This is a genomic window from Methylocella sp., from assembly GCF_044226135.1.
Taxonomy (GTDB): domain Bacteria; phylum Pseudomonadota; class Alphaproteobacteria; order Rhizobiales; family Beijerinckiaceae; genus Methylocapsa.
Window position 1 is genome coordinate 1 of record NZ_JBGAHM010000029.1, and the last position, 15,509, is coordinate 15,509.

At 70.6% G+C, this 15,509-nt stretch carries 12 protein-coding genes; 6 read left to right on the plus strand and 6 right to left on the minus strand.

Annotated features, from left to right (window positions below; translation table 11 throughout):
* Window positions 1-115: 115 nt before the first annotated feature.
* From rpmI to ppc, 4 genes are all read right to left on the minus strand, one after another.
* The gene (rpmI, locus tag ACILRB_RS11965; protein ID WP_395666519.1) at window positions 116-316 is read right to left on the minus strand and encodes a 50S ribosomal protein L35; all 201 of its coding nucleotides are present in this window, start codon (window positions 314-316) and stop codon (window positions 116-118) included.
* A gap of 188 nt (window positions 317-504) precedes the next feature.
* Window positions 505-1,539, minus strand: a complete 1,035-nt coding sequence (gene adhP, locus ACILRB_RS11970) for an alcohol dehydrogenase AdhP (protein ID WP_395666520.1) — start codon at window positions 1,537-1,539, stop codon at window positions 505-507.
* Window positions 1,540-1,596: 57 nt separating this feature from the next.
* Window positions 1,597-3,129, minus strand: coding sequence for a threonine ammonia-lyase, biosynthetic (ilvA, locus tag ACILRB_RS11975; RefSeq protein WP_395666521.1), 1,533 nt, complete (start codon window positions 3,127-3,129; stop codon window positions 1,597-1,599).
* Between the two features lie 48 nt (window positions 3,130-3,177).
* Window positions 3,178-5,946, minus strand: a complete 2,769-nt coding sequence (gene ppc / locus ACILRB_RS11980; protein ID WP_395666522.1) for a phosphoenolpyruvate carboxylase — start codon at window positions 5,944-5,946, stop codon at window positions 3,178-3,180.
* A gap of 398 nt (window positions 5,947-6,344) precedes the next feature.
* Here ppc and ACILRB_RS11985 point away from each other — a divergent pair, with 398 nt between their 5' ends.
* Window positions 6,345-8,279 (plus strand): elongation factor G, encoded by a 1,935-nt coding sequence (locus ACILRB_RS11985; protein ID WP_395666523.1) that lies wholly within the window; start codon window positions 6,345-6,347, stop codon window positions 8,277-8,279.
* A 229-nt stretch (window positions 8,280-8,508) separates the two neighbouring features.
* Here the strand turns inward: ACILRB_RS11985 and ACILRB_RS11990 are convergent, their stop codons facing one another.
* Window positions 8,509-8,802, minus strand: a complete 294-nt coding sequence (locus ACILRB_RS11990) for a hypothetical protein (RefSeq protein WP_395666524.1) — start codon at window positions 8,800-8,802, stop codon at window positions 8,509-8,511.
* A 176-nt stretch (window positions 8,803-8,978) separates the two neighbouring features.
* Here ACILRB_RS11990 and ACILRB_RS11995 point away from each other — a divergent pair, with 176 nt between their 5' ends.
* Window positions 8,979-9,698 (plus strand): 2OG-Fe dioxygenase family protein, encoded by a 720-nt coding sequence (locus ACILRB_RS11995; RefSeq protein WP_395666525.1) that lies wholly within the window; start codon window positions 8,979-8,981, stop codon window positions 9,696-9,698.
* A 26-nt stretch (window positions 9,699-9,724) separates the two neighbouring features.
* Here the strand turns inward: ACILRB_RS11995 and ACILRB_RS12000 are convergent, their stop codons facing one another.
* Window positions 9,725-10,711, minus strand: coding sequence for a cation diffusion facilitator family transporter (locus tag ACILRB_RS12000; protein WP_395666526.1), 987 nt, complete (start codon window positions 10,709-10,711; stop codon window positions 9,725-9,727).
* Window positions 10,712-10,853: 142 nt separating this feature from the next.
* On the opposite strand from ACILRB_RS12000, the gene ACILRB_RS12005 reads away from it, so the two are divergent.
* The 4 genes from ACILRB_RS12005 (at window position 10,854) to ACILRB_RS12020 (ending at window position 15,105) form a co-directional block, all read left to right on the plus strand.
* Window positions 10,854-12,209, plus strand: a complete 1,356-nt coding sequence (locus tag ACILRB_RS12005; RefSeq protein ID WP_395666527.1) for an MATE family efflux transporter — start codon at window positions 10,854-10,856, stop codon at window positions 12,207-12,209.
* A gap of 106 nt (window positions 12,210-12,315) precedes the next feature.
* Window positions 12,316-12,873, plus strand: a complete 558-nt coding sequence (locus ACILRB_RS12010; RefSeq protein WP_395666528.1) for a DUF937 domain-containing protein — start codon at window positions 12,316-12,318, stop codon at window positions 12,871-12,873.
* A gap of 134 nt (window positions 12,874-13,007) precedes the next feature.
* On the plus strand, window positions 13,008-14,387 hold the full coding sequence (locus ACILRB_RS12015; protein ID WP_395666529.1) for a glutamate--cysteine ligase: 1,380 nt from the start codon (window positions 13,008-13,010) through the stop codon (window positions 14,385-14,387).
* 361 nt (window positions 14,388-14,748) lie between these two features.
* Window positions 14,749-15,105, plus strand: coding sequence for an SWIB/MDM2 domain-containing protein (locus ACILRB_RS12020; RefSeq protein ID WP_395666530.1), 357 nt, complete (start codon window positions 14,749-14,751; stop codon window positions 15,103-15,105).
* Window positions 15,106-15,509 lie beyond the last annotated feature (404 nt).

Below are 15,509 nucleotides of genomic sequence, written 5' to 3' on the forward strand. Positions count from 1 at the left end.
AGGGTCTTCTTGTGCTTGGCGTGAGAGGTCACGCCCCTTTTGACGCGGGCCATTCAAAATCTCCGGGCGGGCATGGGCGGGTGGGCATGGGATCGAGGTTCGGACGCGAGGCGGCTCAGCCGTTCGGCAGAAAATATTTGATGATGTTGTCGCCGTCGCTCTTGAACAGCACGCGGGTGCCGCGCAGGTTGCGCACCTGCTTGTTGGTCCGCTTGATCATGCCGTGCCGCTTGCCGGCCTGGGCGTAAAGCACCTTGCCGGTGGCGGTGATCTTGAAGCGCTTCTTCGCGCCGGATTTGGTCTTCAGCTTGGGCATTTTGCTCGTCTCCGCGGGCGCTCGGCCCGATTTTGGGGGTCAGGCGGGAAAACCCGCCCTCGTTCGTCGTGCGAACGAGCGAACGAACCGCCACGGCAGCCCTTGTGAGCCGGTCGGTTCGAAGGGGCGCTTTATAAAGCAAGCGGCGGCGAAAGCAACGCCGCCGTCGCTCAAGTTTCATGCGCGCGTCAAGCGGCCGAAAGGTCGAGCGCCATGCGGCCTTCGACCGTCCCGGCGCGGAGCCGGTCGAAGACGTCGTTGACCGCTTCGAGCGGCACGGTCGCGACCTCGGCCCTGACCTTGCCTTCGGCGGCGAAGGCGATCGCCTCGTCGAGGTCGCGCCGCGTGCCGACGATCGAGCCGCGGATCGTTATGCGCTTCAGCACCACGTCGAAGATCGGCGTCGGGAAATCGCCCGGCGGCAGGCCGACGAGGCTCACCGTGCCGTTGCGGCGCACGAGGCTCAGCGCCTGGGCGAAGGCCGGCGGCGAGACGGCGGTGACCAGCACGCCATGGGCGCCGCCGCCCGTCGCCCTGACGATCTGCGCCGCGGCGTCCGGGTCGCGCGCGTCCACGGCGAGGTCGGCGCCGGCCGCGCGCGCCAGCGCCAGCTTGTCGGGCGAGACGTCGAGCGCGGCGACATGCAGGCCCATGGCTTTGGCGTACTGGACGCCGACATGGCCGAGCCCGCCGATGCCCGAGATGGCGACCCATTCGCCCGGCCGCGCCTCGGTCTCGCGCAGCCCCTTGTAGGTGGTGACGCCGGCGCACAGGATCGGCGCGATCTCGGCGAAGCCGATGTTTTCGGGCAGGCGGGCGGCGAAGGGGGCGGCGGCGATGACATATTCGGCGAAGCCGCCGTTCACGCCATAGCCGGTGTTGTGCTGATGCTCGCAGAGCGTCTCCCAGCCGGTCTCGCAATATTCGCAGGCCTGGCAGGCGTCATGCAGCCAGGCGACGCCGACGCGGTCGCCTTCCCTGAGGTTCGTGACGCCGGGGCCGAGCGCGGCGACGACGCCCGCCGCCTCATGGCCCGGAATGAAGGGCGGCGAGGGCTTGACCGGCCAGTCGCCGTCGGCGGCGTGGAGGTCGGTGTGGCAGACGCCGCAGGCCATGACCCTGACCAGAACCTCGCCGGGGCCGGGCTGCGGGACCGGAACCTCCTCGATGACCAGCGGCTGGCCGAAGGCGCGCACGACGGCGGCTTTCATCGTCTTGGCCATGTGTCCTCCCATGCTGCTGTTTTGTCTTGGGGCTTCTTTTGAACGGGCGGCGGCCCCTCACCCCTTCAAGAACATATGATAGGCGGGATTGTCCGTCTCGTCCTCGTAAGGGTAGCCGAGCCGGGCGAGGCGGTCGTCGAGCCGGGCGCGGTCCTTCTCGCCCGCCTCGACGCCGAACAGCACGCGTCCGTAATCCGCGCCATGGTTGCGGTAATGGAACAGGGTGATGTTGAAGTCGGTCCCGAGGCAGTCGAGGAAATCGGAGAGCGCGCCCGGCCGCTCGGGAAATTCGCAGCGCAGAACCCGCTCGGGCAGAAGCGCGCCGGCGCGCCCGCCGACCATGTAGCGCACATGCAGCTTGGCGGTCTCGTCGGCGCTCATGTCGAGCACGCCATAGCCCATGGATTTAAGCTCGGCGACGAGCTTCGGCTTTTCGGCGCGGGCGTCGCGCAGGCGCAGGCCGACGAACACATGGGCGTCGCCGGGGCCGGCGTAGCGATAGTTGAACTCGGTGATCACGCGCCGCCCGAGCCGCTCGATGAAGGCGCGATAGCTGCCGCGCGTCTCGGGGATCGCGACGCCGAGCAGGATCTCATGCGCCTCGCCGATCTCGGCGCGCTCGGCGACATGGCGCAGCCGGTCGAAATTCATGTTGGCGCCGCTGGCGATGGCGATCAGCGCGCCCGTGCGCGCGGGATGCTCGGCGGCGTAGGCCTTGAGCCCGGCGAGCGAGAGCGCGCCGGCGGGCTCGGCGATCACGCGGGTGTCTTCAAAAATGTCCTTCACCGCGGCGCAGATCGCGTCGGTGTCGCACAGAAGCACGTCGTCGAGCAGGTCGCGGCAGAGGCGAAAGGTTTCCTCGCCCGCCTGGCGCACGGCGACGCCGTCGGCGAACAGGCCGACGCGGGGAAGCTCGACGCGCCGCCCGGCGGCGATCGCCTCCTTCATGCAGGCGGCCTCGACCGGCTCGACGCCGATCACTTTCGTTTCGGGCCGCAGGAACTTGACATAGGCCGCGACGCCGGCCGCGAGCCCGCCGCCGCCGACGGGCACGAAGATCGCCTCGACCGGCCCCGGATGCTGCTGCAGGATCTCGACGCCGATCGTGCCCTGTCCGGCGATCACGTCCGGGTCGTCGAAGGGGTGCAGAAAGGTCAGGCCCTGCTCGGCCTCGAGCGCGCGGGCGTGGGCGTAGGCTTCGTCGAAGGCGTCGCCTTTCAGCACGATCTCGCCGCCGAGATGGCGCACGGCGTCGATCTTGATCTGCGGCGTCGTGACCGGCATCACGATCACCGCGCGCGCGCCGAGCTTTTGGGCCGAGAGCGCCACCCCCTGGGCGTGATTGCCGGCCGAGGCGCAGATGAGGCCGCGCGCGAGCGCCGGGGCGTCGAGCCGCGCGGCCTTGTTATAGGCGCCCCTGATCTTGAACGAGAAGACCGGCTGCAGGTCCTCGCGCTTCAGAAGCGCGTCGCAGCCGAGCCGGCGCGAGAGCCGCCGCATCGGATCGAGCGGCGTGACGACGGCCGCGTCATAGACGCGGGCGTCGAGGATTTTTCGCACATAGTCGTTGACGGGGAGGGCGTCGGTCACGGCGAGGGCGCGTCCTGCGGGCGGATGAGGCCCGCCGGAGCTTAAGCCTCACCCCGTGTTGCGCAAGCCCGCCGCGACGCCGTTGATGGTGATGAGGATCGAACGCAGCGTCTTGTCGTCATGCTCGCCGGCGCGCCAGCGCCGCAGCAGCTCGACCTGCATGTGGTTGAGCGGCGAGATATAGGGAAAGCGGTGCGCCAGCGCGCCGGCGAGGGCCGGGTTGTCGGACAGCCGCGCGCTCGCCCCGGTCAGCTCGTCGAGCGTGCTGACGGCGCGCGCCCATTCGGCCTCGATCGCGCCGAAGACCGAGGCGGCGAGCTCGCGGTCCGGCGTCAGCTCGGCGTAGCGCTTGGCGAGGCGCATGTCGGCCTTGGCCAGAACCATGTCCATGTTGGACAGGAGCGCGCGGAAGAACGGCCATTCGGCGGCCATGCGCTTCAGCAGCGCCTTGCGCGTTTCGGGGTCCTTGGCCACGAAGGCCTCGACGCCCGAGCCGAAGCCGAACCAGCCCGGCAGGTTGATGCGCGCCTGCCCCCATGAGAACGACCACGGGATGGCCCGCAGATCCTCGATGCGCCGTGTCGATTTGCGCGAGGCCGGGCGCGAGCCGATGTTGAGCTCGGCGATCTCGGCGATCGGCGTCGCGGTGAAGAAATAATCGACGAAGCGGGGGTTGTCGTAGATGAGGCCGCGGAACGCCTTCATGCTGGCCTGCGACAGCTCCTCGGCGGCTTCGAGGAATTCGGGCGGGACGGCGCCTTGCGCCGGCAGCAGCGTCGCCTCGAGCGTCGCCGCGACCAGCGCCTCGAGATTGGCGAGGCCGATCTCGGGATTGGCGTATTTCGACGAAATCACCTCGCCCTGCTCGGTGAGGCGGATCTGGCCGGCGACGGTGCCGGGCGGCTGGGCGAGAATCGCCTGATAGCTCGGCCCGCCGCCGCGCCCGACCGTGCCGCCGCGCCCGTGGAACAGGCGCAGCGAGACGCCCTCGACGCCGGAAAACAGCTTCGCCAGCGCGGTCGAGGCGCGGTAAAGCTCCCAGTTCGAGGTGAAGAAGCCGCCGTCCTTGTTCGAATCCGAATAGCCGAGCATCACCTCCTGCTCGCCGCCGGAGGCGCGGATCATGTCGGCGATCCCGGGGATCGACAGGAAGCCGTCCATGATGCCCGGCGCGTTGCGCAGGTCCTCGATGGTCTCGAACAGCGGCGCGACGATCAGCTCGGCGCGGGTCCCGGGCTCGCCCAGAACCCCGTGCAGCATGCCGAACTCCTTCTGCAAAAGCAGGACTTCGAGCAGGTCGGAGACGGTTTCGGTGTGGCTGATGATGTAATGCACGACCGCATGCGGGCCGTAGAGGCGGCGCGATTCGCGCGCGGCCTCGAAGATTTCGAGCTCTTCGGTGGCGCGCGGGGAATAGTCGACGCCCGGCACGCGCAGCGGGCGCGGGTCGCGCAGCAGCGAGACGAGCAGGGCGCGGCGCTCTTCTTCCGACAGCGCCGAATAATCGGGGCAGGCGCGCGCCGCGGCCATCAGCTCCTTCAGCGTCTCCTCGTGGCGGTCGGAGCTCTGGCGCAGGTCGACGGACGCGAGATGGAAGCCGAACACGTCGACGGCGCGGCGCAGCGGCGCGAGGCGGGCCGGAACCAGCGCCTCGCCGTGATTGGCCCTGAGCGACTCCTCGATCACGCCGAGATCGGCCTGGAGTTCGGCGGCCGAGGCGTAGGGCTCGCCCGGCGGCAGGGCGTGCTTCAGCGCCTCGCCCCCGGTGAGCAGGGTCAGCGTGCCGGCGAGCCGCGCGTAAAGCCCGATCAGCGCGCGGCGGTAGGGCTCGTCGGCGCGGTGGGCGTAATCGTCGCCCGAAGCGTCGGCGAGCGCCTGAAGCGCCTCGCTGCGGCCAAACAGCGTGCCCGAGGTCGAAAGCTCGCCGCCGAGGGCATGGACCTCGCGCAGGTAGAAGCGCAGGGCCGCGTCGCACTGCCGGCGCAGCGCCGAGCGCAGCGTCTCGGCGTTGACGTTGGGATTGCCGTCGCGGTCGCCGCCGATCCATGAGCCCATGCGGAAGAAGGACGGGACCGGCTGGCCGGGCAGAAGCTCCTCGAGCCGCGCGTAAAGCTGCGGCGTCTGGCGCAAAAAGGTGAGCTCGTAGAAGCTCAGCGCGTTGGAGATCTCGTTGCCGACCGAAAGCCGCGCGTAGCGCAGGAGCCGCGTCTGCCAGAGCTGGGCGACGCGGGCGCGCAGCAGCATCTCGTTGCGCGCCCGCGCGCGCTCGCCCTTCAGGGTCTCGCGCTCGGCGAGAAGCCCGGCGATGGCGCGCTCGGCGTCGAGCAGGGCCTTGCGCGTGACCTCGGTCGGATGCGCGGTGAGCACCGGCGAGACGAGGCTGCGGCCGAGCGCCTCGGCGATCGTCTTCGGGGCGACGCCGGCGGCCTTGAGGCGCTCGAAGGTCTTTTCGAGCGTGGCGTCCTCGAAGTCGTCGGGGCGCTCGGCGGCGCGCTCGGCGCGGCGGCGGATGTTGTGGCGGTCCTCGGCGATGTTGGCGAGATGGGCGAAATAGCTGAAGGCCCGGATCAGCGCCATGGCCTGCACGGGGGTCAGGCCGTGCAGGGTGCGGTCGAGCTCGGCCTCGACGCCGGGATCGGCGCTGCGCGCGAAGTCGACGGACAGGCGGCGGGTGCGCTCGACGAGTTCGAAAGTCTCCTCGCCCTCCTGCTCCCGGATGGTTTCGCCGAGGATCTGGCCAAGGAAGCGGATGTCCTCGATGAGCGGGCGCTCGATGGTCGAGGCGGCCGCCGGCGTGGAGTCGAGAGCTTTCGTCATTGCTGCCTTTTCATGGGGCTTGGAGCTTGGGGGCCTGGGGCTTTGGGGCTTTGCGGGCCAGGAGCTGTGGGATTTGGAGCTGTGGGGTTTGGAGCCGTGGGGCGTGAATCCGGGGGCCTTGAGGGTCGACGAAAGACGCGCGGGCGGGGGGACGGCCTCCGTCTGAACGCGGGCGCGGCGCGAGCGCCGGCGGCGCGTCGACGCGCCGGGCGCTCCCGCCATTCTGGCTGTTCGCGGGCGGCGAAGCAATCGGGGCGCCACGGACGCGCCCAGGACCGGCGCGATTGACACGGCCGCCGCGCCGTCCGAACAATATGGCGCGAACACCAAGCAGAAGGCCGCCGCGACGGACGCCTCTCGCGGCCGAGCGTCAAAACGGGGCGTCGGGAGGAGGCGTCATGATTCCGGAGCATCCGGCCGGACCCCGTTCCGTAGCCCTCGTCGGCCCGCAGGGGGCCGGCAAATCCGCCCTGTTCGACGCGCTGATGGCCGCGGCGGGCGAGCCGCAGAAGCGGCGCGCGGCGGCGGGCGGCCGCCATGAGACGCGGCTCGGCCATTGCGTGTTCATGGGCGAGCGCTGGTCGCTGCTCGACTGTTCGGGCTCGGTCGAATTCGCCTTCGAGACCGAAGCCGCGCTCGCCGCCGTCGACCTCGCCGTGGTCGTCGTCGAGCCGGCGCCCGAGCGCGCGCAGACCCTGCCGCTGCTGTTCAGGTCGCTCGAGGCGCGCGGCGTGCCGCATCTTCTGTTCGTCAACAAGATCGACCAGCTTTCGGGCTCGTTCGAGGAGCTGATCGCGGCGCTGCAGGCGCATTCGCCGCACAGGCTCGCGCCGCGGCAATTGCCGGTGCGCGCGGGCGACGCCGTGATCGGCTATGTCGATCTCGTCACCGAGCGCGCCTGGCGCTATGAGGGCGCCGCCGAGGCCCAGCCGATCGAAGTCCCCGACTCCCTGCGCGCGGCCGAGCGGGCGGCCCATGGCGGGCTCGCCGAAGCCCTCGCCGATCACGACGACGCCCTGCTCGAAAAGCTGCTCGAGGACGTCGAGCCGAGCCCGGGCGAGCTTTACGCCGACCTCGCCAGAGAGCAGGCCGAGGGCCAGATCGTCGAGACGCTGATCGGCTCGGCGATCCGCGGCCATGGCGTGTTCCGGCTGTGGAAGGCGCTGCGGCACGACGCGCCGCCGGCCTGCCAGACCGCGCGCCGCCGCGGCCTCGACGACGCCTCCGACGCGCCGGCCGTGCAGATCTTCAAGACGGTTCAGGCCGGCAAGCTCTGTTACGGGCGCGTCTGGCGCGGCGTCCTGCGCGACGGCGCGACGCTCAATGGCCTGCGCGTCGGCGGCCTGTTCCGCTTTCCCGGGGCCGAGCAGATCCGGGCGCCCGAGGCGCAGGCGGGCGAGCTCGTCGCGCTCGCCCGGCTCGAAGGCGTCGGCGCCGGCGACCTTCTCGGCGCGGAGGAGGGCGCCTCCGCCGCCGGCCCCTTTCCGCAGCCGCCCGCGCCGGTCTATGAGCTCGCCGTCGCGCCGAAGGACCGCAAGGACGACGTGAAGCTCTCGGCGGCCCTCGCCCGGCTCGCGCAGGAGGACCGCGCCCTCGTCGTCGAGCGCCGCCCGGAGACCGCCGAGACCGTGCTCAGGGGGCAGGGCGAGATTCATCTCTCCGCCGCCATCGAGCGGCTCGCCGGGCTCTATAACGTCGAGGTCGAGGCGACCACGCCGCGCGTCGCCTACAAGGAGACGATCCGCCGCGCCGTTTCGCATCACGGGCGGCTCAAGCGACAGACCGGCGGCCATGGCCAGTTCGCCGACGTGAAGATCGAAGTCGAGCCGCTGCCGCGCGGCGCGGGCTTCGAATTCGTGGACAAAATCGTCGGCGGCGCGATCCCGCGCAATTTCATCCCCGCGGTGCGCGAGGGCGTCGAGGAGGCGCTGCGCAAGGGCCCGCTCGGCCATCCGGTGGTGGACCTGCGCGCGACCCTCGTCGACGGCGGCTTCCACAGCGTCGACAGCTCCGAGATGGCGTTCCGCTCGGCGGCGCGCGCGGCCATGGCCGAGGCGCTCGAAAAGGCCGAGCCGACCCTGCTCGAACCCGTCGACCATGTGGTGGTGAGCGTGCCCAACGCCTTCACCGCGGCGGCGCAGAGGCTGCTCAGCGGGCGGCGCGGCCAGATCATGGGCTATCATGAAAAGCCCGGCTGGCCCGGCTGGGACGACGTCGAGGCGCTCGCGCCCGAGGCCGAACTGCATGACCTCATCATGCAGCTGCGCTCCGACACCATGGGGCTTGGCGGCTACAGCCGGCGCTTCGACCATCTGTCCGAGGCGCGGCGCTAGAGCATTTTCAGTAAAAGGCGCAGACTTTTACGTTGAGAAAATGCGTAAAGAACAAGACGTCGGCGCGCGTGCGCGACGCGATGACGTCCGAACGCGCGCGACAGCATTTTCAGTAAAAGGCGCAGACTTTTACGTTGAGAAAATGCGTAAAGAACAAGACGTCGGCGCGCGTGCGCCAGAGCGGTCTCCGGCCGGATCGGTTCAGTCCGGCCGGGCCGCGCCGGCCGGCTCAGGCGTCGCCGGCTTGGACGTCGCCGGCTTGAGCGCCTCCGGCTTGGGCGTCGCCGTCCAGAACCTCGGTGTCGGGGCGGTCGTCGCCGGCCGCGTGCTCGACGCGCCACTGGCCGGCCTCGGTCTCATATTCGATCTCTTCCGGGTCGCCCGGGGCGCGCTGCTCGGCGGCGGCGAGCCGCGCCGCGGCGAGGGCTTCGTCGTGGGTGCGAAAAGTCTCCGAATAGACGTCGCCGACCTTGTAGGCGAAGCCGCCGTCGTGCTCGACGATCTTGTAGGTCAGGACGGTCATGCGGGTCTCCCGTTGGAAAAATCGGCCTGCGCCTCCACCCTAACGCGGCGCGGCGGCGGGCGGATGCATTTTTGGGCGTTTCGGCTCGTCTTTATGCGACGAAGGTCGTATAGCGGGCGCGGCAGGGCGCAGGCGGCGGGGATCGTCGCGCCCGACGAACGCGGGACGAAACCACCATGCCCATGCTCCTCTCGCCGATCGCCGAGGCGCTCTCGCGCCAGGGCTTCGCCTTCGTCCATGGCGACGCGACGCGGGCCGCGCTCGACGGCTTCGGCCTCGCCGACTGGGCGGGGTTCGCAAACAGCTGGAACGATCTCGGCGTCGACGCCTATATGGCCGACGGCGGGCGCTACCGCCGGCGCCGCTTCGCCGCCTACGCCGTGTCGCGCGGCGGCGTGCTGCGCAAGCCGCACCAGCCGCATTACCAGAGCATGGACTACAACGCCCTGAACGGGGGGATCGAGCGCTGGTTCTCGCCCGTCGCCGAGGAGATCGGCGCGCATCCGGCGATGCTGGCGGCGATCCGGACCGGCTTCGCCCTGTTCGACCCGCTGACGCCGCGCGCCGCGCGGCCCGAGGTCTGGCATGTCGAGGCGCATCAGTTCCGCATCGAGGCGAACGCGCGCGAGGCCGGGCGCCCGACGCCCGAAGGGCTGCACCGCGACGGCGTCGACTGGGTGTTCGTGCTGCTCGTCGGCCGCGACAATGTGGCGCGCGGCGAGACGACGACGCATGGCCTGACCGGCGAGAAGCTCGGCGCCTTCACCCTGACGCAGCCCTGCGACGCCGCCTTCGTCGACGATTCCCGCGTCTTCCACGGCGTCACGCCGGTGACGCCGATCGACCCCGAAAAGCCCGCGAGCCGCGACGTGCTGGTGCTGACCTTCAGGAGGTGAGGCGACGGCGCCGCCGCCCCGGCCGGTCACACCACCTCGTCAGGGGCGAGCGCGCAGACGGTCGCGGGGTCGGTCTCGATCTGCAGGGTGGCGTGGCCGACGCCGAAGCGCCGCTCGAGCTCGGCCGCCGTCGCCGTCAGGAAGGCGTCGCCCGGATGGCCCGCGGGCATCAGCAGATGCGCGGTCATCGCCGTCTCGCTGGTGCTCACCGGCCAGACATGCAGGTCGTGCAGCGAGGCGACGCCCGGGCGCGCCGCGAGCCAGGCGCGCAGCGCCTTGAGGTCGACGCCCTCGGGCGCGGCCGAAAGCGACATGCACACGCTTTCGCGCAGCAGGCTCCAGGTTCCGGCGACGATCACGGCGTTGACGAGCAGGCTCGTCAGCGGGTCGAGCCACATGCGGCCCGTCAGCAGGATGGCGAGGCCCGCGACGCCGACGCCGACCGAGACCGCGGCGTCCGCCGCCATGTGCAGGAAGGCGCCGCGGATGTTGAGGTCCGAGCGGCCGGAATAGAACAGCATGGCGGTCGCCAGATTGATCGCGACGCCGACCGCCGCCACCGCCGCGACCACGCCGGCCTCGACCGGCGCCGGATCGAAGAAGCGGCGCACGGCCTCATAGCTCAGCGCGCCGACCGCCACGAGCAGGAACATGGCGTTGAACAGCGCGGCGAGAATCGACGAGCCCTTGAGCCCGTAGGTGAAGCGCCCCGAGGGCGGACGCGCCGCGAGCCGCGTCGCGCCATAGGCGACGACGAGGCCGAGCACGTCCGAAAGATTGTGCCCGGCGTCGGCGAGCAGGGCGACCGAGTCGGACAGGAGGCCGGCGACGACCTCGACGCCGACGAAGCCGGCGTTGAGCGCGATGCCGAGGATGAAGCGGGGGCCGAAGTCGGTCGGGACATGCGCATGGCCGTGTGCGTGCGCGTGGCCGGGCGCGTGGCCGGGCGCGTGAACGTGATCGTGATCGTGATCGTGATCGTGACCATGCGCGTCGTGGTCGTCCGCCGCCATGCGCCGCTCTCCTGTCCGCAAGGTTCCTGTTTCGCACGGCGCGCGCCGGCCCGCCAGAGCCCCGCCGCCGCCGTGGCGCTTGCCTCGCGGCGGCGGCGGGATCAAAAGACGCGCGGAATGGCCGGCGCAGCGAGGATTTTTGTTGGACGCGAAACGCGAACCTTCCGTCGCCGTCTTCACCCAGGGGTCGACGCTGCGCCATGTGCTGGTCATGACCGGCGCGGCCTCGGTCGGGCTGATGGCGATCTTCGTCGTCGACTTCCTGTCGCTGCTCTATGTCTCGCGCCTCGGCGACCCGGCGCTGACCGCGGCGGTCGGCTTCGCGACCCAGATCCTGTTCTTCTCGGTGTCGGTCTCGATCGGCCTCGCCATCGCCATCGGCGCCCTCGTGTCGCGCGCGCTGGGCGCGGGAGACGTCGCGCGCGCCCGCCGGCTCGCGGCGTCGGGGCTCGTTCATGTCGTCGTCGTCTGCGCGCTCGTCGGGCTCGCGGGCTTTCTGGCGCGGCGCGAGCTTCTCGGCCTTCTTGGCGCGAAGGGGGCGACGCTCGAGACGGCGGCGCGCTATCTCGCCTTCACCCTGCCGGCGACCGTCGGCCTCGGGCTCGGCATGGCGCTCGCCGCCATCCTGCGCGCGGTCGGCGACGCGCGGCGCGCCATGTATGTGACGCTCGCCGGCGCGCTGACGACGGCCGCGCTCGACCCGCTGTTCATCTTCACGCTCGGCCTTGGCGTCGAGGGCGCGGCGATCGTCACCGTGATCTCGCGCGGCGTGTTCCTGATCGTCGGGCTCTACGGCGCGGCGCTGCGCCATGACCTCGTCGCGCGGCCAAGGCTTTCGGCCGCGTTCGCCGACGCGCGCGCGCTCCACGCCATCGCCCTGCCGGCGATCGCGACCAATGTCGCGGCGCCGGTGGCGAGCGCCTACGCCATGAGCGTGTTCTCGGGGTTTGGGGCGGCGCCGGTCGCGGCGCTCGCCATCATGGACCGGGTGGCCCCCGTCGCCTTCGGCGCGCTGTTCGCCCTGTCGAGCGCGGTCGGGCCGATTCTCGGCCAGAATCTCGGCGCGCGGCTCTATGGGCGGCTGCGCCGCGTGCTGACCGACAGCTTCGGCTTCTGCGCGCTCTACGTGCTCTGCGTCGGCCTGCTCCTGACGCAGGCGCCGCCGCTGATCATCGCGCTGTTTTCGGCCCATGGCGAGACGGCCGATCTGGTGCGCTTCTTCTGTCTCGTGTGCGGGCCGCTGTGGTTCTTTCTCGGCGGCGTGTTCGTCGCCAACGCCTCGTTCAACAATCTCGGCTTTCCGCTGCTCTCGACCCTGTTCAACTGGGGCCGGGCGACGCTCGGCACGATTCCTTTCGTGACGCTGGGCTCGGCCTGGTTCGGGCCGAAGGGCGGCTATGTCGGGCTCATCCTCGGGGCCGCGCTGTTTGGCGTCGGCGCGACGGCGACGGCCTACTGGACCGTGGCGCGGCTCGCCGAAAGCCGCTCCCGGAGCTGAGCCGCGGCGCGAAGCGCAAGCCGCTTGCGGGCGCGCCGCGTTCATGCAACGCAACGTCAGGCCGCGGCGACGGCGCGAGGAGCCGCGCGGGCCGGAAAGGACGCCGATGTTCAATCTCTATGAGATTCTCCAGAACGCCCAGGACGGACGGGCCGTCGACAATCTGGCCCGGCAGTTCAACGTCACCCCCGAGCAGGCCGACGCCGTGCTGAAAGCGGTCGCGCCCGATTTCTCGGCGGCCTTCATGAGCCAGGCCGGCCAGCCGGCCGGCTTCGCCTCGGTGCTCGGCGCGATGGGCGACCCGCAGCACGCCGCCGCCTTCGCCGACGCCGCCGCCGCCAATTCGCGCGACGCCATGCAAAAGGGCTCGGATTTCGTCGCCTCGCTGTTTGGCGGGGAGCGCGCGGCGGCGGCCTCGCAGAACGCCGCCGCCCCCCAGCCGAACCCCTCCGCGCCGCCGGGCGCGCCGGAGCCCGGCGCGAAGCCTTCGGGCGGCTTCGATCCGGCCACGATGCAGGCCGGGCTCGAGGCGCTGATCAAGATGATGCAGCCCGGCGCCCAGAGCGCGCCGCGGGCGGCGGACGTCTCGCGCGACCCCGACCTGCCGCCGGCCCCGGGCGCCCTCAGGGACGACATCGACGCCATTTTCAGGAAACGTCCCTGAACGGCGCGCGTTGCGCTTGGCGACGCGCGCCTCTATGAACCTCGCCGCATGAAAGGGCGCGCCGGGCCGGCGCGCCCTGCGACGTCGCGCCGGAGCCTCCGGCGCTCATCGTCCGATCCGGAAGCTGACTTCACATGGCGCGCGACGTCTCCGATTCCACGCCCGTCGCGTCGCGCGACGAGCTTGTCGCCTGGTTCGAGGCCGGCTCGAAGCCGCAGGACGCCTTCGCCGTCGGCACCGAGCATGAGAAGATCCCCTTCTATGAGCTCTGCCATTCGGCCGTGCCCTATGAGGGCAAGCCCGAGTCGGGGCTTGGCGGCGTGCGCGCGCTGCTCGAAGGCATGCGCGACAGGCTCGGCTGGAGCGAGATCTGCGACGGCTTGAACATCATCGGCCTTTACGACGACGGCGGCGGGGCGATCTCGCTCGAACCCGGCGGCCAGTTCGAGCTTTCGGGCGCCCCGCTCAAGACCGTTCACGAGACGGGCGCCGAGCTCGACCGGCATTTTGCGGCGCTGCGCAAGGTGGCCGAGCCGTCCGGCGTCAAGTTTCTGGCGCTCGGCATGAACCCCAAATGGCGTCTCGACGAGATCCCCGTCATGCCCAAGCAGCGCTACGCGATCATGCGCCGCTATATGCCGAAGGTCGGGACGCGCGGCCTCGACATGATGTTCCGCACCTCGACCGTGCAGGCGAACCTCGATTTTTCGAGCGAGGCCGACATGGTGAAAAAGCTGCGCGTCTCGCTCGCGCTGCAGCCGGTCGTCACCGCGCTGTTCGCCAATTCGCCCTTCACCGACGGGCGCCTCAACGGGCTTCTGTCGGCGCGCTCGCAGATCTGGCTCGACACCGACCCGGCCCGCACCGGCATGCTGCCCTTCGCCTTTGAAGACGGCATGGGCTTCGAGCGCTATGTCGACTATGCGCTCGACGCGCCGATGTATTTCGTCAAGCGCGGCGAGACCTATGTCGACGTCGCGGGCCAGAGCTTCCGCGACCTGCTCGCCGGCCGCCTGCCGGGGATGCCCGGCGAGCGCGCCACCCTGTCCGACTGGGCGAACCATCTTTCGACCATCTTCCCCGAAGTGCGGCTCAAGCGCTATCTCGAGATGCGCGGCGCGGACGCGGGGCCAAAGCCGATGCTGCTCGCCCTGCCGGCGCTGTGCGTGGGGCTGCTTTATGACGGCGCCGCGCTCGACCAGGCCTGCGAGATGGTCAGGCCGTGGAGCGCGGCCGAGCGCGAGGCGCTGCGGCGCGACGCGCCGCGTCTCGCGCTCGACGCCAGGATCCACGGCCGCACGGCGCGCGAGGTCGCAAGGGACATGCTCGCGCTCGCCCGCGCCGGCCTTGCGCGCAGGGCGCGCCTCGACGCGCAGGGCCGCGACGAGACGCATTTCCTCGACCCGCTCGACCGCGTGCTCGACGAGGGCACGGAGGCCGAGCGGCTGATCGAGGCGTTCCGCACGCGCTGGGCGGGGTCGGTCGATCCGGCCTTCGTGGCCTGCGCCTATTGAGCGGGCGCGGGCCTTGCGCGAATCGCCGCGGCGTCGTCGTGTGGCGGCGGCGTTTCGCGTCGCTGGCGGCGCGCGGGCTGCGTCCGTCGCCGCCGGCGCCCATGTCCACAGTTTTGAGACGCTTCAGGAAAGCGCGAAAGCGCCTGCGGCGTTAATGGCGTAGCCGCGCCCGAGCCGCCCCGGCGGGCGCGGGACGCGCTTTCGCGCTCAAAAAGAGAAGCCTGCGGGCCGCGTTCCTCGCTTGACGCGGCTGCGCTGTTGGGTTTCTCGTCAAGGGCAGATCGGCCGGGCTCCCTGTTTAAGCCTTATGCAACGCTTCGCGCCGAGCATTCTCCGCCGCAATATGATGGAAGGTCACGCAATGACGAGCACAACCAAGAAAGCCGCTCCGGCCAAGAGCGCAGCGGCGGAGAAGAGCGCCCCCAAGGCCGGAGCCAAGAGCGCGAGCGCCAAGGGCGCCGGCAAGGAGGCCGGGCAGAGCGCGTTCGCCAAGCCGCTGACGCCTTCGCCGCAGCTCGCCGAGATCGTCGGCGCCGCGCCGCTGCCGCGCACCGAGGTCGTCAGCAAGGTGTGGGAGTACATCAAGAAGCACAAGCTTCAGAACGAGGCGAACAAGCGCGAGATCGTCGCCGACGAAAAGCTCAAGGCCGTCTTCGGCCATGACAAGGTGACGATGTTCGAGATGAACAAATATCTCGCCCAGCACCTGAAATCCTGAAATAAGGCGCGCCCGCCGGCGCCGGCGCGGACGCCCTGGGGCTTCCGCCGGCCGCTTGGGGGGGAGAGAGTTGGGCGGAGAGCGTTTTCGGCGAAGGCCGCAGGCTTTTGCGTCAGGAAATGCGGTTCGGCGAACAGGCGGGGCGCAAGGCGCAGGCCCAGGGATTTGGCCAAATGATTTCGGCGGGCGCCCGGCCGCAGAAAGAAGGCGAAAGGCGAAGGCTTGAGCGCGTCGGCGCCGCAAGGTCCGGCCGCGGCTTTGCGGATCTGACGTTTGGCGGCGCTGGCGTTTTTCGGAATTGAGGCTTCGCGAAATTGACGTTTCGCGCAGTCCGCCCGTCTCGGAAGGGGCCGCCTGTGGGCGCGGCGCGGTGGGGCCGGCGAAAAGCGCGGGGCGGGCGAAAA

Bases quoted from the DNA above. Each gene is read 5' to 3' on its own strand.
- ACILRB_RS12020 (WP_395666530.1), top strand. From the start codon at position 14,749: ATGACGAGCACAACCAAGAAAGCCGCTCCGGCCAAGAGCGCAGCGGCG.
- ACILRB_RS12000 (WP_395666526.1), bottom strand. From the start codon at position 10,711: ATGGCGGCGGACGACCACGACGCGCATGGTCACGATCACGATCACGAT.
- ACILRB_RS12010 (WP_395666528.1), top strand. From the start codon at position 12,316: ATGTTCAATCTCTATGAGATTCTCCAGAACGCCCAGGACGGACGGGCC.
- ppc (WP_395666522.1), bottom strand. From the start codon at position 5,946: ATGACGAAAGCTCTCGACTCCACGCCGGCGGCCGCCTCGACCATCGAG.
- rpmI (WP_395666519.1), bottom strand. From the start codon at position 316: ATGCCCAAGCTGAAGACCAAATCCGGCGCGAAGAAGCGCTTCAAGATC.
- ACILRB_RS11990 (WP_395666524.1), bottom strand. From the start codon at position 8,802: ATGACCGTCCTGACCTACAAGATCGTCGAGCACGACGGCGGCTTCGCC.
- ACILRB_RS11985 (WP_395666523.1), top strand. From the start codon at position 6,345: ATGATTCCGGAGCATCCGGCCGGACCCCGTTCCGTAGCCCTCGTCGGC.
- adhP (WP_395666520.1), bottom strand. From the start codon at position 1,539: ATGGCCAAGACGATGAAAGCCGCCGTCGTGCGCGCCTTCGGCCAGCCG.
- ACILRB_RS11995 (WP_395666525.1), top strand. From the start codon at position 8,979: ATGCCCATGCTCCTCTCGCCGATCGCCGAGGCGCTCTCGCGCCAGGGC.
- ACILRB_RS12015 (WP_395666529.1), top strand. From the start codon at position 13,008: ATGGCGCGCGACGTCTCCGATTCCACGCCCGTCGCGTCGCGCGACGAG.